General features: G+C 72.2%; 19 protein-coding genes. 12 read left to right on the forward strand and 7 right to left on the reverse strand.

Annotated elements, in window-relative coordinates; all coding sequences use genetic code 11:
* The first annotated feature begins 23 nt into the window (after positions 1 to 23).
* A complete protein-coding gene (locus QRN49_RS10240) occupies positions 24 to 3485 on the forward strand; it encodes an efflux RND transporter permease subunit (protein WP_284755567.1) in 3462 nt (1153 codons plus the stop codon).
* On the opposite strand, the gene QRN49_RS10245 is transcribed toward QRN49_RS10240, so the two are convergent.
* A complete protein-coding gene (locus QRN49_RS10245; protein ID WP_111225321.1) occupies positions 3482 to 3778 on the reverse strand; it encodes a hypothetical protein in 297 nt (98 codons plus the stop codon). The two genes, QRN49_RS10240 and QRN49_RS10245, sit on opposite strands and share 4 nt — an antisense overlap.
* Before the next feature lie 158 nt (positions 3779 to 3936).
* Complete coding sequence (locus QRN49_RS10250; RefSeq protein ID WP_284755570.1) at positions 3937 to 4953, reverse strand: alpha/beta hydrolase; 1017 nt, start codon at positions 4951 to 4953, stop codon at positions 3937 to 3939.
* 106 nt (positions 4954 to 5059) lie between these two features.
* Between QRN49_RS10250 and QRN49_RS10255 the strand changes: the two genes are divergently transcribed.
* Positions 5060 to 5914 carry a PPK2 family polyphosphate kinase gene (locus tag QRN49_RS10255; RefSeq protein WP_284755571.1) on the forward strand — a complete coding sequence of 285 codons (855 nt, stop codon included), beginning with the start codon at positions 5060 to 5062 and terminating at the stop codon, positions 5912 to 5914.
* Positions 5915 to 6184: 270 nt separating this feature from the next.
* Positions 6185 to 8164: a DEAD/DEAH box helicase gene (locus tag QRN49_RS10260; RefSeq protein ID WP_284755573.1), complete on the forward strand. Its 1980-nt coding sequence runs from the start codon at positions 6185 to 6187 to the stop codon at positions 8162 to 8164.
* 141 nt (positions 8165 to 8305) lie between these two features.
* Here the strand turns inward: QRN49_RS10260 and QRN49_RS10265 are convergent, their stop codons facing one another.
* A complete protein-coding gene (locus QRN49_RS10265; protein WP_284755575.1) occupies positions 8306 to 8815 on the reverse strand; it encodes a mycothiol transferase in 510 nt (169 codons plus the stop codon).
* Positions 8816 to 8851: 36 nt separating this feature from the next.
* Positions 8852 to 9430 (reverse strand): MarR family winged helix-turn-helix transcriptional regulator, encoded by a 579-nt coding sequence (locus QRN49_RS10270; protein ID WP_284755577.1) that lies wholly within the window; start codon positions 9428 to 9430, stop codon positions 8852 to 8854.
* Positions 9431 to 9638: 208 nt separating this feature from the next.
* On the opposite strand from QRN49_RS10270, the gene QRN49_RS10275 reads away from it, so the two are divergent.
* From QRN49_RS10275 to QRN49_RS10290, 4 genes are all read left to right on the forward strand, one after another.
* Positions 9639 to 10238, forward strand: coding sequence for a M73 family metallopeptidase (locus QRN49_RS10275; RefSeq protein ID WP_110858866.1), 600 nt, complete (start codon positions 9639 to 9641; stop codon positions 10236 to 10238).
* 68 nt (positions 10239 to 10306) lie between these two features.
* Complete coding sequence (locus tag QRN49_RS10280; protein ID WP_284755580.1) at positions 10307 to 11497, forward strand: S24/S26 family peptidase; 1191 nt, start codon at positions 10307 to 10309, stop codon at positions 11495 to 11497.
* Between the two features lie 61 nt (positions 11498 to 11558).
* A complete protein-coding gene (locus QRN49_RS10285) occupies positions 11559 to 12722 on the forward strand; it encodes a metallophosphoesterase family protein (RefSeq protein WP_284755582.1) in 1164 nt (387 codons plus the stop codon).
* Positions 12722 to 15712 (forward strand): AAA family ATPase, encoded by a 2991-nt coding sequence (locus QRN49_RS10290; RefSeq protein ID WP_284755585.1) that lies wholly within the window; start codon positions 12722 to 12724, stop codon positions 15710 to 15712. The genes QRN49_RS10285 and QRN49_RS10290 overlap by 1 nt, the downstream gene beginning before the upstream one ends.
* A 17-nt stretch (positions 15713 to 15729) precedes the next feature.
* On the opposite strand, the gene QRN49_RS10295 is transcribed toward QRN49_RS10290, so the two are convergent.
* Together QRN49_RS10295 and QRN49_RS10300 are read right to left on the reverse strand one after the other, a co-directional pair.
* Positions 15730 to 15906: a hypothetical protein gene (locus QRN49_RS10295; RefSeq protein ID WP_156463787.1), complete on the reverse strand. Its 177-nt coding sequence runs from the start codon at positions 15904 to 15906 to the stop codon at positions 15730 to 15732.
* On the reverse strand, positions 15903 to 16712 hold the full coding sequence (locus QRN49_RS10300) for a class E sortase (protein ID WP_244993373.1): 810 nt from the start codon (positions 16710 to 16712) through the stop codon (positions 15903 to 15905). Before QRN49_RS10300 ends, QRN49_RS10295 begins: the two co-directional genes overlap by 4 nt.
* Positions 16713 to 16806: 94 nt before the next feature.
* On the opposite strand from QRN49_RS10300, the gene QRN49_RS10305 reads away from it, so the two are divergent.
* Positions 16807 to 17241: a GNAT family acetyltransferase gene (locus QRN49_RS10305; RefSeq protein WP_284755588.1), complete on the forward strand. Its 435-nt coding sequence runs from the start codon at positions 16807 to 16809 to the stop codon at positions 17239 to 17241.
* Between the two features lie 180 nt (positions 17242 to 17421).
* Here QRN49_RS10305 and QRN49_RS10310 read toward each other — a convergent pair whose 3' ends face one another.
* Positions 17422 to 18345 carry an EamA family transporter gene (locus QRN49_RS10310; protein ID WP_284755590.1) on the reverse strand — a complete coding sequence of 308 codons (924 nt, stop codon included), beginning with the start codon at positions 18343 to 18345 and terminating at the stop codon, positions 17422 to 17424.
* A 36-nt stretch (positions 18346 to 18381) separates the two neighbouring features.
* Between QRN49_RS10310 and QRN49_RS10315 the strand changes: the two genes are divergently transcribed.
* From QRN49_RS10315 to QRN49_RS10330, 4 genes are all read left to right on the forward strand, one after another.
* A complete protein-coding gene (locus tag QRN49_RS10315) occupies positions 18382 to 19530 on the forward strand; it encodes a CPBP family intramembrane glutamic endopeptidase (protein ID WP_284755592.1) in 1149 nt (382 codons plus the stop codon).
* Between the two features lie 9 nt (positions 19531 to 19539).
* Positions 19540 to 21408 carry a DNA helicase RecQ gene (gene recQ / locus QRN49_RS10320; RefSeq protein WP_284755594.1) on the forward strand — a complete coding sequence of 623 codons (1869 nt, stop codon included), beginning with the start codon at positions 19540 to 19542 and terminating at the stop codon, positions 21406 to 21408.
* 87 nt (positions 21409 to 21495) lie between these two features.
* Positions 21496 to 22242: a lysophospholipid acyltransferase family protein gene (locus tag QRN49_RS10325; protein WP_111030846.1), complete on the forward strand. Its 747-nt coding sequence runs from the start codon at positions 21496 to 21498 to the stop codon at positions 22240 to 22242.
* Between the two features lie 135 nt (positions 22243 to 22377).
* Entirely contained in the window at positions 22378 to 22722 is a 345-nt protein-coding gene (locus QRN49_RS10330; protein WP_110864343.1) for a hypothetical protein, read from the forward strand.
* Positions 22723 to 22807 lie beyond the last annotated feature (85 nt).

Here is a 22807-nt window from a genome sequence, read left to right on the forward strand (position 1 = left end):
TCGGTCCTGCGAGGATCGATGACGTGCACCTCCTCTCGGTCTTCAGCCTGCGCAACCGGGCCCTCATCGCGCTCGTCACGATCGTGGTCGCGGTCTTCGGCGGCATCGCGCTCTCGAGCCTCAAGCAGGAGCTGATCCCCAGCGTCGAGTTCCCGCAGGTCGCGATCGTCAGCGCCTACCCCGGCGCCACGCCAGAGGTCGTGTCGAACGACGTCTCGACCAAGATCGAACAGGCGATCCAGGTCGTCCCGGACCTCGAGTCGACCAGTGCGACCTCGTCGACCGGGCAGAGCGTGGTGTCGGCGTCGTTCCAGTACGGATCGAACCTGGCCAGCGCCGAGGACAAGATCCAGACCGCGGTGAACGCGCTGTCGCTGCCCGACTCGGTGCAGACGCAGATCGTCACCGGGTCCTTCGACGACCTGCCCGTGCTGCAGGTCGCCGTCTCGGCGTCCGGCAACCAGGAACAGCTCGTCGACCGGCTGCAGGCCTCGGCGATCCCCGACCTCGAGAAGCTCGACGGCGTGCGGCAGGCGGACGTCTTCGGCAACCCGGGTCGTCGCGTCGTCATCACGCCGGACCAGGACGAGCTCGCCGCCCGCGGCCTCAGCCAGACGGCGATCTCGGATGCGCTCGACGACAACGGCACCCTGATCCCCGGCGGCACGATCACCGAGGACGGGTCGACCCTGTCGGTGCAGACGGGCGAGCGGATCGCTTCGCTCAAGGACATCCGCGCGCTGCCACTCACGAGTTCGTCGAGTTCGTCGAGTTCGGACGGGTCCGGGTCGGCTGCCGCCGGTGCCGACGGGACAGCCTCGTCCGGTGACGGCACGGCTGCGGGTGCGACCGGCGCCGGTGCGACCGGAACCGGCACGGGTGCGACCGGCACGGGTGCGACCGGCACCCCTCCCACCGGTGACGCCGCGACGGGCGGGTCGACGACCGCGGCCACGCCGACGGACACCACCCTGGGCGACGTCGCAAAGGTCGCCATCACCGAGTCGCCGCGCACCTCCATCAGCCGCGTGGACGGGCAGCAGGCCCTGACGATCTCGATCACGAAGACGCAGGAAGCCAACACCGTCGACGTCTCGAACACCGTCCGCGACGCCCTGCCCGGCATCGAGGACAAGATCGAGGGCGACCCCCGCTTCACCGTCGTCTTCGACCAGGCGCCCTACATCCAGCAGTCCATCGACTCCCTGGCCGAGGAAGGCCTGCTCGGGCTCGCCTTCGCGGTGCTCGTCATCCTGGTCTTCCTGCTGTCGTGGCGCTCCACGCTCGTCACCGCGATCTCGATCCCGACGTCGGTGCTCCTCGCCGCGATCGGCATGCGCGCCGCCGGGTACACGCTCAACATCATCACGCTGGCGGCCCTCACGATCGCGATCGGCCGCGTGGTCGACGACTCCATCGTCGTCATCGAGAACATCAAGCGGCACATGCTCCCGGGCGTCGACCGCGGCCAGGCCGTGCGGGACGCCGTGCGCGAGGTCGCCGGAGCGGTCACCGCCTCGACCCTGACGACCGTCGCGGTGTTCCTGCCGGTCGCCTTCGTCGCAGAACTCGTGGGGGAGCTGTTCCGACCGTTCGCCGTGACGGTCACCCTGGCGCTCGTCGCGTCGCTGTTCGTCTCGCTCACCATCGTGCCGGTGCTGGCGTACTGGTGGCTGCGCCCACCGAAGGCGAAGCCGGGCGACGCGACGGCGGCAGCGGGAGCACCCACGGACGCGGAAGCGGCACCGTCGGCGATCGATGCCGAGCGCGCGCACGAGGGCGACCGCTCGGAGGGTGCGCTCGCCTCCGCCGCGGACCTGCACGACGCCGGCCGGGTCGACCGTCTGCGCCGCGTCTACCTGCCGGTGCTCCGGTGGGTCGTCCGCAAGCCGGTCGTCGTCATCCTGCTCGCCGTGATCGTGCTCGGTGGAACGGTCGCCACGCTGCCGTTCGTCACCACGAACTACCTCGGCGACTCGGGGCAGAACACGTTCACGGTCACGCAGGACCTGCAGGCCGGTTCGAGTCTCGCCGTCCAGTCCGAGTCCGCACGCAAGGTCGAGCGGGCGCTGCAGGACGTCGACGGCGTCGAGACCGTGCAGACCACCATCGGCACGAGCGGCCAGTCGATCCAGGCGGCGTTCGGCGGGGGCGGCAGCGCCTCGGTGCAGTACGCTGTCACGACCGACGCCGAGGCCGACCAGCCAACGATCCAGGCCGACGCCCGGAAGTCGATCGGGGCGATCGAGGACGTCGGCGAGGTCACCATCGCGTCGTCCGGCGGCGGGTTCGGTGGCAGCAGCGACATCGAGGTCGACGTGACCGCGCCGACCCAGTCGCAGCTCGAGACGGCGTCGCGCCAGGTGCTGCAGACCATGCAGTCGGTCCCGGACACCACGGGCGCCACGAGCAACCTGTCCGCGGCGGAACCGTTCCTCGCCGTCCGGGTCGACCGCCAGGAGGCCGCGTCACTCGGCCTCACCGAGACCCAGGTGGGTGGCCTCGTCGCCGCCGCGGTCTCGCCGCGGGACACCGGCAGCATCGAGATCGACGACGCGACGCTCGACGTCTACATCGCCGACCCGGAGCCGCCGACCACCATCGCCGCGCTCCGTGCCCTCGACGTGCCGACGAGCACCGGCACGGTCCCGCTGTCCGACGTCGCCACGGTCGAGGAGTCCGAGGGCCCCACCACGGTCACCACGACGAACGCGGCCCGCACCGCCACGATCACCGTGACGCCGGACGCCACGAACCTCGGTGCGGCCGTGCAGTCCGTCACGACCGCCGTCGACGAGCTCGACCTGCCGAAGGGTGCGACCGCCTCGATCGGTGGCGTCGCCGCCAGCCAGTCATCGGCGTTCTCGCAGCTCGGGCTCGCGGTGCTGGTCGCCGTGCTGATCGTCTACGTGATCATGGTCGCGACGTTCCGGAGCCTGCTCCAGCCGCTGCTGCTGCTCGTGTCGGTGCCGTTCGCGGCGACGGGCGCGATCCTGCTGCAGATCGCGTCGGGCGTGCCGATCGGTGTCGCGTCCCTGATCGGTCTGCTCATGCTCGTCGGCATCGTCGTGACGAACGCGATCGTGCTCATCGACCTCGTCAACCAGTACAGACGGCGCGGGTTGCGGGTGCGCGAGGCCCTGATCGAGGGCGCCACACGACGCCTCCGTCCGATCCTGATGACGGCGATGGCGACGATCTTCGCGCTGCTGCCGATGGCGATCGGGCTGACCGGCAAGTCCGGCTTCATCTCGCAGCCGCTGGCGCTGGTCGTGATCGGTGGCCTGGTGTCGTCGACGCTGCTGACGCTCGTGGTGTTGCCGGCGCTGTACTTCGTCGTCGAGCGGGCTCGCGAGCGCAACGACGACCGGATCGCCGCGGGCAAGACCCGGAAGCAGGCGCGCGCCGAGCGACGCCAGGAACGCGTGGAACTCCGGCAGGAACGACAGCGGCGACGAGCGGCGCGTTCCGGCAGCGCTGCTTAGCGGCGGTACTCGGCGTCGATGGCGGCGAGGGGCGAGACGACGACGCGCTCGGTCCGCTCCTCGCGCTCGACCGCTCGGAACCACGACACGAGCACCAGGGTCAGCGTCACGAGGAACACCACGGCGGCGGCCTGCGACACGACGGCCAGCTGTCCGGTGACCGAGGCGTACCCGCCGAACGACACGGCGGCGACGAACGACAGCCCGAGCAGCAGCTCCCCGAACGTCTGCAGCGCAGGGCGGTCCCAGCGGGTCGCAGCGGCGCGGGCAGGGCGGGTCGAGGTGTCGGTCACCCCCGAAGTCTGCGGCCAGGGGGTCGGCAGCGGCAGTCCCGACTCCGGGTGGCACCCACCCGGGGCACGCGGTCGGTCTCCTGCGCCGACAACCGACAACCGACAACCGGCAGCCGGCAGCCGGCAGCGCCAGCCGGCAGCTGGTCGGCCGCCCGCGGTCAGCCCAACTGCGTCCGCAGGAACGTGACCACGCGGCGGCTCATCGCCTCGTCGAGCTGGGCGATCGAGTGGGCCGTGCCCTCGACCGCCACGAACGTCACCGGGACGTCGTGGGACCGGAGCGTCGCGGCGAACTCCTGCGACTCCCACATCGGGATGAACTCGTCGGTGGAGTGCCCGATGAAGAACGGCGCGGTGTCCGAGGTGACGTGGAACTCCGGCGAGGCCCGCGTGGCCGCCGGACACCTGGCGTACGACCGGCACCCGAGGTAGAGCAGCTGCTTGCGCTGGAAGGCCGCGGACACCCCGTCGGGCTCGGTGGACCGGGTGGTCAGGTTCGTCGGCCCGCTCAGGTCGACCACGGCACGGATCCGGTCACCGTCGGCGTACGCGGCGGAGTCGTGGTCGGTGACGGCGAGCATCGCGGCGAGGTTGCCGCCGGCGCTCCCGCCGAACACGCCCACACGCTGGGAGTCGACGTCGTAGGTCTCGAGCGTCGCGGGACGGAACACGTAGTCGAGCGCACGGCGCACGTCGTCGAGCCCCGCCGGGAACGGGTCCGTCGGGGCCAGGCGGTAGTCGACGTTGAACGTCACGAAGCCCTCGGACGCCAGGTACTTGCACACGGACCGGTACGCGGCCGTCGCCTTGTCGCCGTGCGACCAGCTGCCGCCGTGGATCATCAGGACCGCGGGGCGTCCGGTGGTGGCCTCGACCGCTTCGGCATCAGTGTCGGCGGTGGCCGAGGCGGACGGCGTCGCGGTGGGCGTCGCCGTCGTCGCGGGGTCGCTGTCGGCGGGCAGGCACACGTCGAGGCGCTGCAGCGGGTCGGTGCCGTAGGGCACGTCGGCCACCACGTCGATGCCGTGGTACCGCAGCGACAGCGGGTAGATGACGCTGTCCGCGGTCACGGTGGCGTTCTCATCGCCGACCGGGTCCGTGCTGCAGGACGCCATCGCGCCGAGCGCCACGACCGCGGCGACGAGCGCGAGCACTGAGCGGCGGCCGGACTTCATCACGTCCACGCTAGCCGCCCCGGGGACCGCCGACGTCACCCGAGCGGAGGATGGCAGTGCGAGGATGAGCACGGCAGCCGCCGACCGGAGCACCGCAGGAGGACACGTGAGCAGTCGCAAGGCCTGGAACGCCGATCCCGAACCACTGCTCCGCGTCGAACCCGGGTTCCGCTTGGACCAGGTGGACCCGGACGGCACCCCGGGCTTCCCCGGCCGCAAGATCGACGGCCTCGAGGCCCTCGCCGCCGGCGCCTCGCGTCTCGCCGCCCTGCAGGAGCGTCTGTACGCGGCATCGACGGCCGGCGACGAGCGCCGGGTGCTGCTCGTGCTCCAGGCGATGGACACCGCGGGCAAGGGCGGCATCGTCTCGCACGTCGTCGGTGCGGTCGACCCGAACGGCGTGCACTACGCCGGCTTCAAGGCCCCGACGGTCGAAGAGCGCGAGCACGACTTCCTCTGGCGCATCGAGAAGCAGCTGCCGGCAGCCGGGCAGCTCGGCGTGTTCGACCGCTCGCACTACGAGGACGTGCTCGCCCAGCGGGTCCGCGGGCTCGCCGCACCGGACGAGATCGAACGCCGGTACGGCGCGATCACCGCCTTCGAGGACGGCCTCGCCGCCGCCGGCACGACCATCGTCAAGGTGATGCTGCACATCTCGAAGGACGAGCAGCGCGAGCGTCTCGGCGACCGGCTCAACCGCCCCGACAAGCACTGGAAGTTCAACCCGAGCGACATCGACGACCGCCTGCTCTGGGACCGCTACCAGCAGGCGTACCAGATCGCCCTCGACCGCACGTCGACCCCGCAGGCGCCCTGGTACGTCGTCCCCGCGAACCGCAAGTGGTACGCCCGCCTCGCCGTGCAGCAGCTCCTGCTCCGGGCGCTGGAGGACATGCACCTGTCGTGGCCGAAGGCGGACTTCGACGTCGCCGAGCAGCGTCGTCGGCTCGCGGAGTCCTGAGCGCGCGACCACCGGCCTGGAGGCCCGTCCCGCGCCCGGCACGCCGCCGTCGGCCCGCGCGGGGCTGGCGTCAGGGCGCCGGCTCGCGTAGACTCGCTCGGTCGGCCTTCGACGTCGTGACATTGTGATCACGGAAATTCTGTTGGGTGTGTGTTGCTCGAGGGCTGGAATCACGTCGACTCGCGACGGGATGAACCCCCTCTCCGCAAGCAGCCCCCGCCGATGTCGCTGTCGGGCGCTGCGGTACGTTGCGCACCCGAGAAAGCAGCCATGGCCCCGTACAACAAGGGCGGCGCGGACAACCGCGCCTCCGACCGCGTCCGCCACCCGAACGGCACCCCCGCCGCCCGCAGCAGCAAGCACCGCGGGTTCCGCGCCGCCGACTCGTCGCAGCCGCGCCAGAAGCAGCGCTGGGACGCCGAGGAGCGTCGCGGTCGCGCGTCGCAGGGCGAGCGTCCGGCCCGTCCGAACTGGGAGCCGCGTGACAGTGGCGGCCAGCGTCGCCCCGACCGCGACGACCGTGGTGGTCGCGGCTTCAACCGTGACGACCGCGCCCCGCGTCGCTTCGATCGTGACGACCGTGCACCGCGCAGCTTCAACCGCGATGACCGTGCGCCGCGTCGTGACAACGACGACCGTCCTCGTCGCTTCGACCGCGACGACCGCGCCCCGCGCAGCTTCAACCGTGACGACCGTGCGCCGCGTCGTGACAACGACGACCGCCCGCGTCGTTCGTTCGACCGCGACGACCGTGCACCGCGCAGCTTCAACCGCGATGACCGTGCGCCCCGTCGTGACAAGGACGACCGCCCGCGTCGTTCGTTCGACCGCGACGACCGTGCACCGCGTTCGTTCAACCGTGACGACCGCGCCCCGCGTCGCGACAACGACGACCGTCCGCGTCGCTCGTTCGACCGTGACGCTCCGCGCAAGTTCGACCGCGACGACCGCAGCGACCGCACCCCGCGCCGCTCGTTCGACGAGCCCGAGCGCGGCAAGTTCGTGCCGGCCGACGACGTCAAGCTCGAGAAGCTCCAGGCCGAGGCCACCATCGCGGCCGACGTCGAGGGCGTGACCTTCGGCGACCTGGGCATCGGTGGCAACATCTCCCGCGCCCTGCAGGAGCTCGGCGCCTCGAGCCCGTTCCCGATCCAGGCGGCGACGATCCCCGACGTGCTCGCCGGCAAGGACGTCCTCGGCCGCGGCCGCACCGGCTCCGGCAAGACCATCGCCTTCGGTGCACCCCTGGTCGAGAAGCTCATGGAGCACGGCGGCGGCACCAAGCGCAAGATGGGCCGCGCCCCGCGTGCGCTCATCCTCGCGCCGACCCGTGAGCTCGCCCTGCAGATCGACCGCACCGTGCAGCCCATCGCCCGTTCGGTCGGCCTGTTCACGACGCAGATCTACGGCGGCGTCCCCTACGGCCGCCAGGAGGGCGCGCTCGAGCGCGGCGTCGACATCATCGTCGGCACCCCCGGCCGTGTGCAGGACCTCATGAACAAGGGGAAGCTCGACCTCAGCGAGGTCATCATCTCCGTGCTCGACGAGGCCGACCACATGTGCGACCTCGGGTTCCTCGAGCCGGTGCAGGAGATCCTCTCCGCCACGGCCGAGGTCACCCCGCAGGGCAACCGCGCGCAGAAGCTGCTGTTCAGCGCGACGCTCGACACCCAGGTCGCGGCGCTCGTCGAGCAGTTCCTGCACGAGCCGAGCGTGCACGAGGTCGCGGGTGAGGACCAGGCGTCCTCGACCATCGACCACCGTGTCCTCGTGGTCGAGCAGCGCGAGAAGGACCGTCTCCTCGAGGAACTGGTCGCCGGCGACGGCAAGACCATCGTCTTCGCCCGGACCCGCGCCTACGCCGAGCGTCTGGCCGACCAGTTCGAGGATGCCGGCATCCGCGCGACCTCGCTCCACGGTGACCTGAACCAGTCGCGCCGCACGCGCAACCTGCAGCTGCTCACCAGCGGCCGGGTGAACGTGCTCGTCGCCACCGACGTCGCCGCCCGCGGTATCCACGTCGACGACGTCTCGCTCGTCGTGCAGGCGGACGCCCCGGACGACTACAAGGCGTACATGCACCGCTCCGGCCGCACGGGTCGTGCCGGCAAGGAGGGCACGGTCGTGACGATCGTCCCGCGTGGCCGCATCCGCAAGATCGAGGGCATCCTCGAGCGCGCCGAGATCGAGGCGGACCTGGTGCAGGCCGCACCCGGTGACGGCATCGTGTCGGAGCTCGCCGCGCGCTAGTCGCGACCACACGACGGACGGGAGGCCTGGTACCAGCTGGTACCGGGCCTCCCGTCCGTCACATGGTGAGCACCAATGGTCGGGTCGCGACGTCGGACCCGACCATTCCTGCTCACGAAGCGACCGCGCGGCCGCGCGCGCTCAGCGGTTGAAGAACAGCAGCCCGCGCACGAAGCCCGCCTGTCCGGCGTGCTGCGTGCAGTCGTCCAGGATGCTCACGAGCCGCGCGCCGGCCGTCACGGGCGGGTCCCACGCGTCGTCGACGACGGGGTCGAGGTCGTCCGGGCCGAGCGTGCCGAGGTACGCGACCGTGCGCTCGTGCACGGCCCGCAGGTACCCGGTGAGCAGCTCGGCAGAGGCCCGCACCCGACCGACGTCGTCGCGGGACATGCCGTAGCCGAGCGCCTCGGCCGGGAACGGCAGCCCGAACCGGTCGTACCAGTCGTCCGCCGTCCAGACCTGCTCGGAGCCGGCGAGCTCGGCGATCTGCACGTCCTGGCCGCGGGCGATGTGCCACGCGAGCCACGCCAGGGTGTTCGCCCCGGCTGCCGGTCGTGCCGCGAGCTGGTCTTCGGAGAGCCCGTCGACGGCCCGCTCGACGGTCTCGGGGATGCGGGAGAACGCTTCGGTGAGGAGTTCAGAGGGGGTCATGGCGCTCACGCTACGCGCGGGCCGTGACACCCGCTGTCACGCTGTGGACGACCTGTGGTGGCGTTCCAGGGCGGCGGCGAACCCCTCGAAGGCGGCCGCGACCACGGCGCGGTCCGACGGTGCGACGACCTGCTGGAAGGCCTGCGAGTAGACGGCACCGACCTCGCGGGCGACCGCCGTGCCCGACGGGGTGAGGTGCAGGAGCACGCTCCGGCGGTCCTCGGGGTTCGGGCGACGCTCCAGGTGTCCGTGCTTCTCGAGCCGGTCGATCAGCGACGTCATCGCCCCGGTGGTGAGCTCGAGGTACTCGCCGGCCTGCTTCGGGGTCACGCCGTGGCCGCCGGCTGCGTTGAGGAAGAACACGAAGCGGGTGTCCGTGGCGTTCAGTCCGCGGCTCGTGCTCTCGTGGTGCAGGACCCGTGCGTGCTGCATCTGAAGCACCCGGAAGGCGGTGAGCAGTCGCGGCAGGTCGGCATCGGGGTCCGTGTCGACGGTGACGGGGTCCAGCGCGGTGACGTCGGGCGACATCGGTGCCGGTGGCGTGCTGGGGGCGACGCGTGCCGTTGGGACGGCGGGTGCGTGCGGGGGGAGGACGACCGGGTCGGTGTCCGTCATGGGAGCTCTTCTCGGGTACAGGGTGGGAAGTTCAGTCAACAAGTAACTCACTCGTCAAGATACCCCCATCAGTGGGGACATCTCAGGTCTTGTGAGCTGCTCGAACGCCAAGTAGCTTGATCGTCGTACCACCTCGGCACGTAGCGCGACCAACCACCGCGGGCCCGTCCGAACCACCGATCAGATCTCTTCCTCACGGAGTCCAACCATGTCTCGTGTCACGCCTCGTGCTGCCCGCCTCGCCGCCTGGATCGCCATCCCCGCTGCCCTCGTCGCCTCGGGGGTCGTCGTCTCGACGGCCTCGTACGCGGCCTTCTCCTCGACCACCGTCAACCCGACGAACAACTGGACGGCCGGCAGTGTCGCCCTGTCCGACGACGACAACAACACCGCGCTGTTCACGGCGAACAACCTGAAGCCCGGCTCGACCGGTGCGAACTGCATCGCGGTGACCTCGACCGGTTCGCTGCCCTCGGCCGTGAAGCTCTACGGCACGAACGTCTCGACCACGAAGGACCTGGCGGCGAACGTCAACCTGACCATCGAGCAGGGCACCGGCGGCGGCTTCGGCTCCTGCTCCGGCTTCACCCCGGCCGCCACCGGCGGCTCGCTCTACAGCGGCACCGTCGCGGGCTTCGGCGCCGCCTCGACCAACTACGCGACCGGCGTCGGCACCTGGGCCCCGACCGGCACCGCGTCCGAGACGCGCGTCTACCGCGTCACCTACACGGTCTCGAGCACCGCCCCGAACACCGTGCAGGGCGGCACCGCAGCCCTCGGCTTCACCTGGGAGGCCCAGAACAGCTGAGCCGGGACCGGGGCCGAACCAGCCCCGTCCGTTCCCTCCCCGCAACGCGCCCCCGGTCGAAGGCAGTCATGAGCAGCATCGCAGTGCACGGTGGTCCCGCACCGCACGCAGCGGTCCGTGACGCCGTCGACTGGGGGCGCGTCGTCGTCGCCACCCTCGCCAGGGGCGTGGTCGCGACGCTGCTCGGCCTCGCGCTCTGGGCGGCCGCACCGGCGCTCATCGGGTGGCAGCCGACCACCGTGATGACCGGTTCGATGGAGCCGCGGATCGTCCCCGGCGACGTGGTCGTCTCGCGTCCGGTCGGCTCGGGCGAGATCGCCACGGGCAAGGTCCTGCTCGCCGACGACCCGGACCAGGCGGACCGCCTGCGCATGCACCGCTACGTCGAGGACGGCCCCGGCGGCACCATGGTCACGAAGGGCGACGCCAACCCGCAGCAGGACTCCACACCGATCGAGCGCTCCGCCGTGCACGGCATCGCCTTCCTGCGCATCCCGTTCATCGGGACACCGATCCGGTGGATCAGCGCGGGGGAGTGGGGTCTGGTCGCGATGCTCGCGCTCGGCCTGACCGCGGTGCTCGCGCTCTGCACGATCGACGGGTCGCTCCGGCGACTCGTCGAGGCCGACGACGACGCAGCCGATGGTCCGGACGACGCGGCCGGCCCGGACGACGCCGCCGGTCCGGTGGACGGTACGGACGACGGCCTGGAGGCGCGGGACGGCGCCGCCACGGGCCTCCCGTCCGCCGCGCCCACCGTCCTCACCCGTCGCGCGCTGCGTCGACGAGTCCGTCGCAGGCGGCGGCTGCGCCGCCTCGGTGGGGGCGCCGCGGTGCTCGCGCTCGCGGCGGCGGCTGGCGTGCTGCTGCCCGGAGCGGCGGACGCGGCCCCGTGGTCGCGGACCACCGTCGCACCGACCGCGACCTTCACGGCGGGCACGGCGACCGGTGTCCCCACCCTGACCTGTGTGCCGGCCGGGTCGAACACGGTGACGATCGCCTGGACCTACGACAACGGGGCGACCGTGCCGGTGTCGTTCGACCTGATAAACGGGACGACACAGGTGGCCAGCGCGACGACCGCCGGTGCCCGTTCGATGGTCTACGGGGGCGCCGGACTCCTGAACCTCGGCACGACGTACGAGCTGCGCCTCCGCACGAACCTCGGCAACAACTGGACCGCGACGAGCACACCGACCGTCAAGGTCCGGGTCGTGTCGGTCCTCGGCCTGGCGTCCGCCAGCTGCGTGACCGCCTGAGTCCTCCACACGGCACCGCGAGGTGCCCGGGGATGTCCCCGGCCGGCGTTACCGTGGCGGCATGCGCATCCTGCACACCGGCGACTGGCACCTCGGCCGCACACTGCTGGGTGCCGACCTGCTCGAGCACCAGGCCGCGTTCACCGACTGGCTCGTCGACCTCGCCCGCGAGCGCGCGGTCGACCTCGTCGTCATCGCCGGCGACGTCTACGACCGTGCGATCCCGCCGGTGGACGCCGTCCGCATGCTCTCCCGCGTGCTGGAGCGCCTCGCCGAGACCACGACGGTGGTCCTCACGCCGGGCAACCACGACTCCGCCGCACGGCTCGGCTTCGGGGCCGGCGTGATGGGGCAGCGCGTCCGCATCCTCGCGGAGCCCGCCCACGTGGCCGATCCGGTGCTCGTGCCCGACGACGACGGCCCGGTGGCCGTGTACGGCATCCCGTACCTGCACCCCGACCTCACGCGGTACGCCCTGGCGGCGGTCCCCGACGAACCCCTCGCCCGCTCGCACCACGCCGTCGTGCACGCCGCCACCGAACGGATCCGCGCCGACGTGGCGACGCGGGCCGGCACCCGCAGCGTCGTCGTCGCGCACGCCTTCGCCGGGGGCGCCGACCCGAGCGACAGTGAGCAGGACATCCGTGTCGGCGGGGTCGACCGTGTGGCCGAGTCGGTGTTCGACGGGTTCGACTACGTCGCCCTCGGGCACCTGCACGGCCCGCAGCGTGTCGGCGAGGGCGACCGGATCCGGTACGCCGGGTCGCCGCTGGCGTTCTCGTTCGGCGAGCGGCACCAGCGGAAGTCCGTGACGATCGCCGACCTCGACTCGGCGGGTGCCGTCACCGTCGAGCTCGTGCCGACCCCGGTGCCACGGCGCCTCGTCGATGTCCGGGGCAGCATCGACGCCATCGAGTCCGGGGAGTTCCAGGCCGATGCCGACGCCTGGGTCCGCGTCGCGGTGACCGACACCGTGCACCCGGAACGCATGTACGCCCGCGTGAAGGACCACTTCCCGCACGCCCTGGCGATCACGCACGAACCGGCGGACCGGCCGGCCGCCACCGCCGCGCGGGCCGTCACCGCGACGTCTGACCCGGTCGAGGTCGCCGGCGACTTCGTGGCCTTCGCCACCGGCGGGCTGCCCGACGACGACGAACGGGCGGTGCTCACCGAGGCGTACGAGGCCGCGGCGCTCGCCCTGCAGCGTGAGGGGGACCGCTGATGTACCTGCACCGACTCGAACTGCGCGCCATCGGGCCGTACCCCGACCTCGTGACGATCGACTTCGCGGCGCTGGCCGCGTCCGGGGTCTTCCTGCTCGAAGGGCCGACCGGTTCCGGCAAGTCGACGATCATCGACGCCGTCGTGTTCGCCCTGTACGGCGGACTCGCCGGTTCCGACGCCAGCTCCGACCGGCTGCACAGCCAGCACGCCGACCCCGCGGTCGAGCCGTTCGTCGAGCTCGTGTTCGAGACCGGTGCGGGTACGTACCGGGTCCGGCGCACCCCGCAGTACGACCGCCCGAAGCAGCGGGGGACCGGCACGGTGAAGCAGCAGGCGTCGGTGCAGCTGTTCCGGCTCGCCGCGCCGACCGACGTCGCCGGCGAACCCATGTCGTCCCGCATCCCCGAGGTCGGGGTCGAGATCGCCCGGATCGTCGGGCTCGACCGCGCGCAGTTCCTGCAGACCGTGGTGCTGCCGCAGGGCGAGTTCGCACGGTTCCTCCGCTCCCCGGGGGAAGACCGCCGGAAGCTCCTGCAGTCGCTGTTCGGCACCCAGGTCTACGACCGCACCGCCGACGAGCTCGCCGCTCGCCGCCGGGCCGTGCAGGCCGAGGTCGAGGGGGCCGACGACCGTGTCCGAGACGCCCTGGCCCGGTTCGCGCAGGCGGCCGACCTCGCCGAGGCCGACGAGTCCGTCGTCGCCGGCACGGTGGCGTCCCTCCGTGCGACGGCCGACGCGGCCGGGGCGGCCCGGACGGCTGCGGCTGCCGCTGCGACGGCGGCGACCGAACACGAGCGATCGGTGACGGCCCGTGCGGCCGCCCTCGAACGGCGAGCGGCGCTGCTGCGGCGGCAGACGGTCCTCGACGACGACGCCCCGGCGATCGAGCAGGCGCGGGCCGCGGTCGCGACGGCCGAGCGCGCCGCCCGGGTCGCCGCGGTGGCCGACGGCCTCGACGCCGCGACCGTCCGGGCGGACGACTCCGCCGCGGCAGCCGCCCGACTGCGCGAGCAGCACGCACTCGACGCCGTCGACGCACAGCAGGTCGCCCGGCGCCGCGACGCCCTGACCGACGCCCTGTCCGACGTCCGGCACCTCGTCGCGGTCGAGGCCGATGCAGACACCAGACGCACCGCCATCGCCGAGGCCACCGCGACCGCATCGCGGCTCACCGACGACCTCGCCGCCCTCGACACCGCGCTCGAAGCCCGGCCGACGGAACGAGCCCGGATCGTCGAGGCCGCCCGCACCGCCTCGACGACCGCTGCCGACGCCGAGGCCGCCGCGCACGAGGTCGCCCGGGTGCAGTCGCTCCGCGCCGGCCTGGCCGCGCGCGACCGCGCCGAACTGCGGGTCGCCGGTGCCGAACGCATCGTGGCAGATGCCCGCCGTCGGGCCACCGAGGCGCTCGACGCCGAACGCTCCCTGCGCGAGCGGCGGATCGCCGGACTCGCCGGAGAGCTCGGTGCCGCGCTGACCCCCGGCGACCCCTGCCCGGTCTGCGGATCGACGGCGCACCCGTCGGTGGCCGCGCCGCAGGACGACCACCCGACGATCCAGGCGGTGGAGTCCGCGGGCGACGCCACGCGTACGGCCGACCAGCAGCTCGCCGACGCCGCGGCCGACCTGGCCGTCGAGCGCGCCGAGCACCTCCGGCTGACCGACGTCGTCGGCACCGTCGACACGGTCGCCCTCGACGCCATGGCGGTGGCCGCCAACGAGCGGGTCCGAGCGGCGCACGACGCGGCGGCGCTGGTGCTGGAGCACGAGCGCGAGCGGACGGCGCACGACACCGCGACGCGGGCGCTCGAGCGCGAACGGAACGACCTCGATGCCCGGCGCACGGTGCTCGCGTCGACCGCGGCCTCCGATGCCGAGCGGCTCGAGGCCGACCTGCGATCGGTGCACGAGGCGATCGACCGGCTCGCAGCACTGCTCGACAGCGACGACGGCAGCTCGCCTGCGTCGCTCCGGGCCGTGGTCGACGAACTCGACGGACGGCTGACGGTGCTCCGCGCCGTCGCCGAGGCCGACGACCGCGCGGCTGCCGCTGCCCGCGCCCGCGACGAGCGCAGCGCCGAGGTCGCCCGGGTCCTCGACGAGCAGGGGTTCCCCGACGTCGACGCCGCACGAGCCGGCCTGCTCGACCCCGACACCGTCGCACGCTTCCGCAGCAGCATCAGCGCCGCCGAGGCCGAACGCGCCGTCGTGCGGGCAGGGCTCGAGGACCCCGCGGTGGTGCAGGCCGCCGACGACGATCCGGAGCAGCTCGACGTGCCGGCGGCCCAGGCCGAACGGGTCCGCGCGACGGCCGAGCTCGACGAGGCCACCCGGCTCGCGGTGACCGCAGCGCACCGCGCCGAGGCCGTCGAGCAGTGTGCGACCGAGGTCGACCGCACCGTCCGTGCCCGACAGGAGACCTCGGCCCGCAGCCGTGCGGTCGTCCGGCTCGCCGACGTCGCGAACGGGGTGGCATCGGTCAACCCGACCGGCATCACGCTCGGCACCTACGTGCTCATGCGGCGCTTCGAGGACGTCGTGGCGGCGGCGAACGACCGGTTGCGCGGCATGCTCGCCGGGCGCTTCACCCTCGAGACCTCCGACGAACGGGAATCCGGGTCACGGGCGCGACGGACGGGGCTCGCCCTCGCCGTGCACGACCACACGACCGACACCGTCCGCGACCCCCGCAGCCTGTCGGGCGGCGAGACGTTCACCGTGTCGCTGTGCCTGGCGCTCGGGCTGGCCGACGTCGTGCAGGCCGAGGCCGGCGGGGTCTCGCTCGGCACCCTGTTCGTCGACGAGGGGTTCGGCACGCTCGACCCCGAGACGCTCGACGACGTCATCGGGCAGCTGTCGCGACTGACCGCGGGCGGGCGACAGGTCGGGATCGTCAGCCACGTCGAGGAACTCAAGCAGCGGATCCCGGAGCGGATCGCGGTGCGGCGCACCCCGGCCGGCGGGTCGCAGGTGACGACCACGGTCTGACCAGACCCGACCAGACGCTACGGGGTCGGCGTCGACTCCACCGTGCCGTCCGGCGGCGGCAGGATGTCCGCCGCGATCCACGGGAACACCCACTGGAACAGCACGAACACGATGGCGACGAGGAGCACGAGCAGCTCGAGCACCTTCAGGGCGGTGGGGCCGGGCAGCAGCCGCCAGACCAAGGGGAAGATCACTTGGCGGTCTCCGAGAGTTCCTTCGGGGTGCCCTCGGACGCGGGCATCCAGTAGTCGAGCTTCGCGTGCGTCACGAACCGCTCCGCCGCGGACCACATCGGGTGGCAGGCGGTCAGCGTGAGCCAGCGGTCCTGGGGGGTCGGTTCCACGCCCGGCTTGTTCGGCACCGGCGCGATCGTCTCGATCTTGTCGGGCGTGACGATCTGGCTGTCGGTGACCTTGTAGACGTACCAGACGTCGAACTTCGTCTTCGCGTCGGTGACCCGGACCACGACCGAGTCGCCCTTCTTGAGCTCCGCGATCTGGTTGAGGGGCTTGCCGTAGGTGACCCGGTGTCCGGCGACGGCGAAGTTGCCGGGGGCGCCGGGCATCGCGGTGTCCTGGTAGTGGCCGAGCCCGATGGTGTTGAGGACCTTCTCACGATCCGTGCCCTCGCCGATCGGCCGGTTGTAGTCCTTGCCGAACCGGGGGATCTGCATCGTGCCGAACACGTCCGACAACCCCGGCGGTTCGTCCAGCACGGGTGCGGTGCCGCGGTGCTCGGTGCCCTCGACCTTCGGGGTCTTGACCTGGTCGAGGCCCTGCACGAGCTTCGTCTGCTCGTTCACGGCGACCACGTCGGTCCACCACGCCGTCCACACGACGTACAGGCCGGTGCCGGCGCCCGCGATGATGAGCAACTCGGCGATGAGCGACACGATCGCGCCGCCGACCGTCTGCCGTCTGCGCGGGGAACGCCGGGACCGCGAACCGGCTTCGTCGTCCCGTGCGCTGCGGCGCGACGGGAGGGTGTCGTGTGCGGTCACGGGGCTCCTGATCGGCTGGGTGGTCGGACAGGTCTATCAGATCACGGCGACAGGCCGGTGACGACGTTCTCCCCACCCCCGTTAACGTGGGGGCATGGAGTACCGGATCCGCCCTTTCCGCACCGAGGACACCGATGCGGTCGTCGCCCTGTGGGAATCGTGTGGCCTCGTTCGACCCTGGAACGACCCTCGACGTGACATCGCGCGCAAGCTGACCGTCCAGCCCGAGCTCTTCCTGGTCGCCGAGCCCCAGGCCGACGACATCGGCGTGGTCGCCGCGGGCATGGCCGGCTTCGACGGGCACCGCGGCTGGGTGAACTACCTCGCCGTGCGCCCGGACCTGCAGGGCTCCGGCCTCGGTCGCACCCTGATGGCCGAGTTCGAGCGGCTCCTGACCGACCTCGGCTGCCCGAAGCTCAATCTGCAGGTGCGTGCGGGCAACGAGCAGGTTCTCGGGTTCTACGCGTCCCTCGGCTACACCGACGACCGCACGGTCTCGCTCGGCAAGCGCCTCATCCCCGACGCCTGACCGCGCCCGCCCGTCGCACCGTGCGGGTTCGCTCATCCGGTGCGGCGTTGGCGGCTCGGTGCGGTGCTGCAAGTCCGCACCGGGCGGTCAACCCCGCACGGTTCGAACGACTCTGCACCGTGCCCGGCCCCGCCCGGCCCCGCCCGGCCCCGCCCGACCCCGCCGCGACCCGCGCCCGCCCTACGCCAACGCCAGCGCCACCGACGCGACGAACGCCAGCACGATGCCGATCCACTGCTGCGCGGTCAACCGTTCCCGCAGCACCACCCCGGCCAGCACCACCGTGCCGATCGGGTAGAGCGCGTTGAGCACACTCACGACGGGCAGGGTCGCCGGGTCGTCGTTGCTGTGCAGCCCCGCCTGGATGAACACGTTCGCCATCGCGTCGAAGACGCCGCACACGGCCACGGTGACCAGCAGCCGCGGACCCCATGCGCGACCCGACCGAGGCCCGCGGACGGCGGCAGCCCCGTCGGAGCGGGCCGACGTCGGGGCGGACACCGGGCCTCCCGTCCGGAGCACGACGACGATCGCCGCCGCACCCAGCAGCACCGCCTGCAGCACCCGCGCGACCACGAGGGGTGCGATGCCCGAGTCCGACGGCGTCATGTCGTAGGCCAGCACGATCCCGCCGAAGCCGCACCCGGCGACGGCGGCGGCGACCACGCCCCGGGCGGTGAGCCGCGCACCCGAGGCGTCCCGGACCACCGCGACCAGGACCACCGCGACGACCGCGACCACGAGCGCGCCGGTCGCCACGGGTGACAGCACCGTGCCGCGGAACACCGCGACGAGCACCGGCACGACGGCCGCGAAGACCGCGGTGACGGGGGAGAGCACGCTCATCGGCCCGATCGCGAGCGCCGCGTAGAGCAGCAGGACCCCGACACCGCCGGAGAGGCCGGCGACCGCACCCCAGACCGCAGCCGGCCACGAGAACACGCCACCCAGGACCACCAGTCCGACGAGCAGCGGCACGATCCCGATCGCGGCGGCCACCGCCGTGACGACGACCGGTCGGACCCGGCGCGAGGCGAGCCCGCCCAGGAAGTCGGCGAACCCGTAGACGATCGCGCCGGACAGGCCGAACAGGACGGTGAGCACGGCTCCCATCCTGCCCGGCCCGGTACCCTGCGGTGCGTGAGTGTTCCCTACCAGCGCCTGCCCCGGATCGACGGACGGTGGAGGTGGTGGCGGCCGCTCGTCGCCCTCGCATTCCTGGCGGGGTGGTACCTCGTGTCGCAGATCGTCATCGCGGTCGCGTACTTCGTGCCGATCCTCCGCGCACAGGGCGCCGACGGCCTGATCCAGTTGCAGAACGACCTGGCGAGCGGTGCGCTCGACCCCACCGACCCGGTCGTGCTCTCGATGTCGCTCGTCTCGCTCGTGGTCCTGCTGCCGGGCATCCTGCTCGCCGTCAAGATCGCGCGGATCGGACCGGCCGGCATCCTGTCGTCGACGCGGTTCCGGGTCCGGTGGGCCTGGACTGCCTGGTGCCTGCTGCCGACGCTCGTCATCGCGGCGTTCATGTTCGTCTGGCAGACCGGCCTGTTCTGGGACGGCGGGATGATCACGACCGACGGCGGCTTCGCCTGGAACCACGACGCGATCGGTCAGTCGACGGTCTCCCTCGGCACGCTCAGCCTGACGATCGTCCTCGTCGTCCTGCTCGTCCCGTTCCAGGGCGCTGCCGAGGAGTACATCTTCCGCGGTTTCCTCATGCAGACCGTCGCGTCGTGGATCCCGCGTCGCGTCGGCACGGTCATCGCCGTGGCGGTCTCGACGGTCGTCTTCGCGGTGCTGCACATCCCGAACGGCTACAACGTCTGGGGCATCCTCGACGTCGGCTCGTTCGGCCTGATCGCGGCGATCATCGTCCTCCGGACCGGCGGGCTCGAGGCCACGGTCCTGCAGCACGCGTTCAACAACATCATGATCTTCGTGCTGCAGGCGCCCGGCTGGTCCGGGATCGACCTGACCTCGTCGGACGCGAACGGCACGTGGCAGGGGACGCTCGTCACCCTCGTCACGTCGCTCGCGTTCTGGGGCATGGTCGAGTTCCTGGCGTGGTGGCGGGGGCTGGACCGTCGGTTCGCCGGGCACGAGGCGCCCCGGTTCCGCGGTGTGACCCCGGCCTGGGCGGGCGGCGTCCGCTGGACCCGGCCTGGAGGCACGGGCTGGGCGACCACGCCGGCCCGCGCCGACGACGTGGCCGGTCCCGACCACCGTGCCGGTTCCGGTACGGACGGTGCTGTGGACAGTGCGGTGGGTGTCGCCGGTCGCCCGTAGGCTCGTGGCATGAGCACCACGCCCGCGTCCGCTGCCGTGCCTGCTCCCGCTGCCGTGTCCGCACCCCGTGCCGCTGCGCTCGACGTGCTGCACCGTGTGTGGGGCTACGACGACTTCCGCGGCGAGCAGGCGGCCATCATCGACCAGGTGGTGGCCGGTGGCGACGCCCTGGTGCTCATGCCGACCGGTGGCGGCAAGTCGCTCTGCTACCAGGTGCCGTCGCTCGTCCGCGACGGCGTCGGGGTCGTGGTGTCGCCGCTCATCGCCCTCATGCAGGACCAGGTCGACGCCCTGGCGGCGAACGGCGTGCGCGCCGCGTTCCTCAACTCCACGCAGGGCCCCGACGAACGGTCCCGGGTCGAGCGTGCCGTGGTGCAGGGCGAGGTCGACATGCTCTACCTCGCGCCCGAGCGGCTCCGGCTCGAGTCCACCCGTGCGCTCCTCGACCGGGCGCGCGTCTCGCTGTTCGCCATCGACGAGGCACACTGCGTCGCCCAGTGGGGGCACGACTTCCGCCCGGACTACCTCGAGCTGAGCGTCCTGCACGAGCGGTGGCCGACGGTGCCGCGCATCGCCTTGACCGCCACCGCGACGCCGCAGACCCACCGCGAGATCTCCGCACGGCTCGGCCTCGACGACGCCGCGCACTTCGTCGCCGACTTCGACCGGCCGAACATCCAGTACCGCATCGAGCCGAAGACCGGGGCGCTGCAGCAGCTGCTCACCTTCATCCGCACGGAGCACAGTGGCGACGCCGGCATCGTGTACTGCCTGTCCCGCAACTCCGTGGAGCGCACCGCGTCCGCTCTTGCCGATCAGGGAATCAACGCCCTGCCGTACCACGCGGGCCTCGACGCCCGGGTTCGTGCCCGCAACCAGTCGACGTTCCTGCGCGAGGACGGCGTCGTCATGGTGGCGACGATCGCGTTCGGCATGGGCATCGACAAGCCCGACGTCCGGTTCGTGGCGCACCTCGACCTGCCGAAGTCGGTCGAGGGCTACTACCAGGAGACCGGCCGTGCGGGTCGTGACGGGCTGCCGGCCACCGCCTGGCTCGCGTACGGCCTGAACGACGTCGTGCAGCAGCGGCGCATGATCGACCAGTCCGAGGGCGACGCCGCACACCGTCGGCAGCTCAGCGCCCACCTCGACGCCATGCTCAGCCTGTGCGAGACGATCGAGTGCCGCCGGGTGCGGCTGCTCGCGTACTTCGGTCAGGAGAGCACGGCGTGCGGCAACTGCGACACGTGCATCGCGCCGCCGGAGTCGTGGGACGGCACCGTCCCCGCGCAGAAGCTGCTGTCCACCGTCGTGCGGCTCGAGCGTGAGCGCCGCCAGCGGTACGGCGTCTCGCACCTCGTCGACATCCTGATCGGCAAGCAGTCGCCCCGCGTGCAGGAACTCCAACACGACACGCTGGCGACCTTCGGCATCGGCGCGGACCTGTCCGAGGGCGAGTGGCGCGCGGTCGCACGACAGGTGCTGGCCCAGGGCTACGCGGCGGTGTCAGGCGACGGCTTCGGCACGGTCGTCCTCAGTCCCACGAGCGCCGAGGTCCTGACCGGCAAGGTGCAGGTGCGGATGCGTCGCGACCCGGTCAAGGCTCCGCGGGCCGGACGCAGCAGCCGACGGACGGTCGTCACCGACATGCCGCAGGAAGCCGTGGGCCTGTTCGAGGCCCTGCGTGCCTGGCGTGCAGCCGAAGCCCGCGAGCAGGGCGTCCCCGCGTACGTCGTGTTCAACGACGCGACGCTCCGGGGCATCTCCGCCGTCCGACCGGCCGACGTCGACCAGCTCGGCGAGATCTCCGGCGTCGGCGCGGCGAAGCTCGAGCGGTACGGACGCGCGGTCCTCGACGTCGTCGCCGCGGCCGACTGACGCCCGGCCACCACTGCATGCCGTTCCGGGCATGTACCCTCCGCGCGCCTCATTACACTCGGTAGCTCGTCACCACGAGGAGGTCCGGTGTCCGGTTCGACGAAGTTCGCCACCGTGCTCAGTCGCGCGGTGGTGACCCCGCTCGCCCGGTTGCTGTGGCGCCCGAAGATCATCGGTCGTCGGAACGTCCCGAAGCGTGGTGCGGTGATCCTCGCGAGCAACCACCGCTCGTTCATCGACTCGCCCGCGATCACGCTCATGGCGCCGCGCAAGGTGTCGTTCCTGGCGAAGCAGGAGTACTTCACGGGTTCGGGCCTCAAGGGAGCGGTCTCGCGCGCGTTCTTCGGCGGAATCGGTGCCATCGGGGTCGAGCGCGGTGCGGGTGCGGCGGCTCAGCAGGCCCTCGACCTCGGGCTGGCACGCCTGCAGGAGGGCGAGGCGTTCGCGATCTACCCGGAGGGCACGCGCTCGCTCGACGGCCGGATCTACAAGGGCCGCACGGGTGTGGCGTGGCTGGCGCTGACGAGCGGTGCCCCCGTGGTGCCCGTCGCGCTCACCGGCACCGAGGACGTCCAGCCGGTCGGGTCCCGGCTGCCGAAGCTCGCCCGCGTGACGATCGAGTTCGGGCAGCCGATCGACCTGTCGTCCTTCGGCGAGGCGTCGTCCGGTCGTGCTCGGCGCCACGCGACCGATGCCGTGATGGCGGCGATCCAGGAGCTCAGCGGCCAGGAACCGGCGAACACCTACAACAACCCGCCCGCGACGATCGTGGAACGGGTCCGTCGTGCGCTGCAGCCGGACGACCCGACCGCTGCCGCCGTCGACCCCGACTGATCCCCGCGACTGTCCGGTCACTATTGCACATCTGAAATATCGATGGTTGAATGGCGGACGTGCCGCTCGGCACGCCGCCATCGCCGGTCGCCCGAGAACGACCAGCCACGACTTCCAGATCGGACCGTCCGCAGCATGTCCTCCACCCCGCTCTTCGACTCCATCGCCCAGCGTCGCGATCAGGCCGACGCTCCGCACTCCACTCCCGCACCGGCGCTCGCCGTCGTGACCCCGGTGCCCACCTCACCGATGTCCGCGCCCGTCCGTCCGGGTGACTCCACGCTGGTGCCGGCCGCCCTCGTCGCCGCGATCGACGAGATCCCAGTCCGGGTGGCATCGGCCCTGGTGACCGAGGTCACGATCCGCCCCGAGCACCTCGTCCTGGTCGAGACCGTCGCCGACGCGATCACCCGCGCGGTCGTCGACGCCGTCGTGTGCGAGCTGGACCGGATCGCCCGTGACGGCGTCGTCCGCGTCTGACCGGGCCGGGCGCCGCACGATGACGACCCCCGACGACGGCCTGCCCCGGCGCCCACGCGGTGCCGAGCGTCACGCCGCCGACCGA

Source organism: Curtobacterium sp. ME-Dv--P-122a, from assembly GCF_030209645.1.
GTDB lineage: Bacteria > Actinomycetota > Actinomycetes > Actinomycetales > Microbacteriaceae > Curtobacterium > Curtobacterium flaccumfaciens.

Coding starts and splice junctions, on each gene's coding strand:
- QRN49_RS10250 (WP_284755570.1), bottom strand. CDS start 4,953: ATGAAGTCCGGCCGCCGCTCAGTGCTCGCGCTCGTCGCCGCGGTCGTG.
- QRN49_RS10260 (WP_284755573.1), top strand. CDS start 6,185: ATGGCCCCGTACAACAAGGGCGGCGCGGACAACCGCGCCTCCGACCGC.
- QRN49_RS10265 (WP_284755575.1), bottom strand. CDS start 8,815: ATGACCCCCTCTGAACTCCTCACCGAAGCGTTCTCCCGCATCCCCGAG.
- QRN49_RS10270 (WP_284755577.1), bottom strand. CDS start 9,430: ATGACGGACACCGACCCGGTCGTCCTCCCCCCGCACGCACCCGCCGTC.
- QRN49_RS10275 (WP_110858866.1), top strand. CDS start 9,639: ATGTCTCGTGTCACGCCTCGTGCTGCCCGCCTCGCCGCCTGGATCGCC.
- QRN49_RS10280 (WP_284755580.1), top strand. CDS start 10,307: ATGAGCAGCATCGCAGTGCACGGTGGTCCCGCACCGCACGCAGCGGTC.
- QRN49_RS10285 (WP_284755582.1), top strand. CDS start 11,559: ATGCGCATCCTGCACACCGGCGACTGGCACCTCGGCCGCACACTGCTG.
- QRN49_RS10290 (WP_284755585.1), top strand. CDS start 12,722: ATGTACCTGCACCGACTCGAACTGCGCGCCATCGGGCCGTACCCCGAC.
- QRN49_RS10305 (WP_284755588.1), top strand. CDS start 16,807: ATGGAGTACCGGATCCGCCCTTTCCGCACCGAGGACACCGATGCGGTC.
- recQ (WP_284755594.1), top strand. CDS start 19,540: ATGAGCACCACGCCCGCGTCCGCTGCCGTGCCTGCTCCCGCTGCCGTG.
- QRN49_RS10330 (WP_110864343.1), top strand. CDS start 22,378: ATGTCCTCCACCCCGCTCTTCGACTCCATCGCCCAGCGTCGCGATCAG.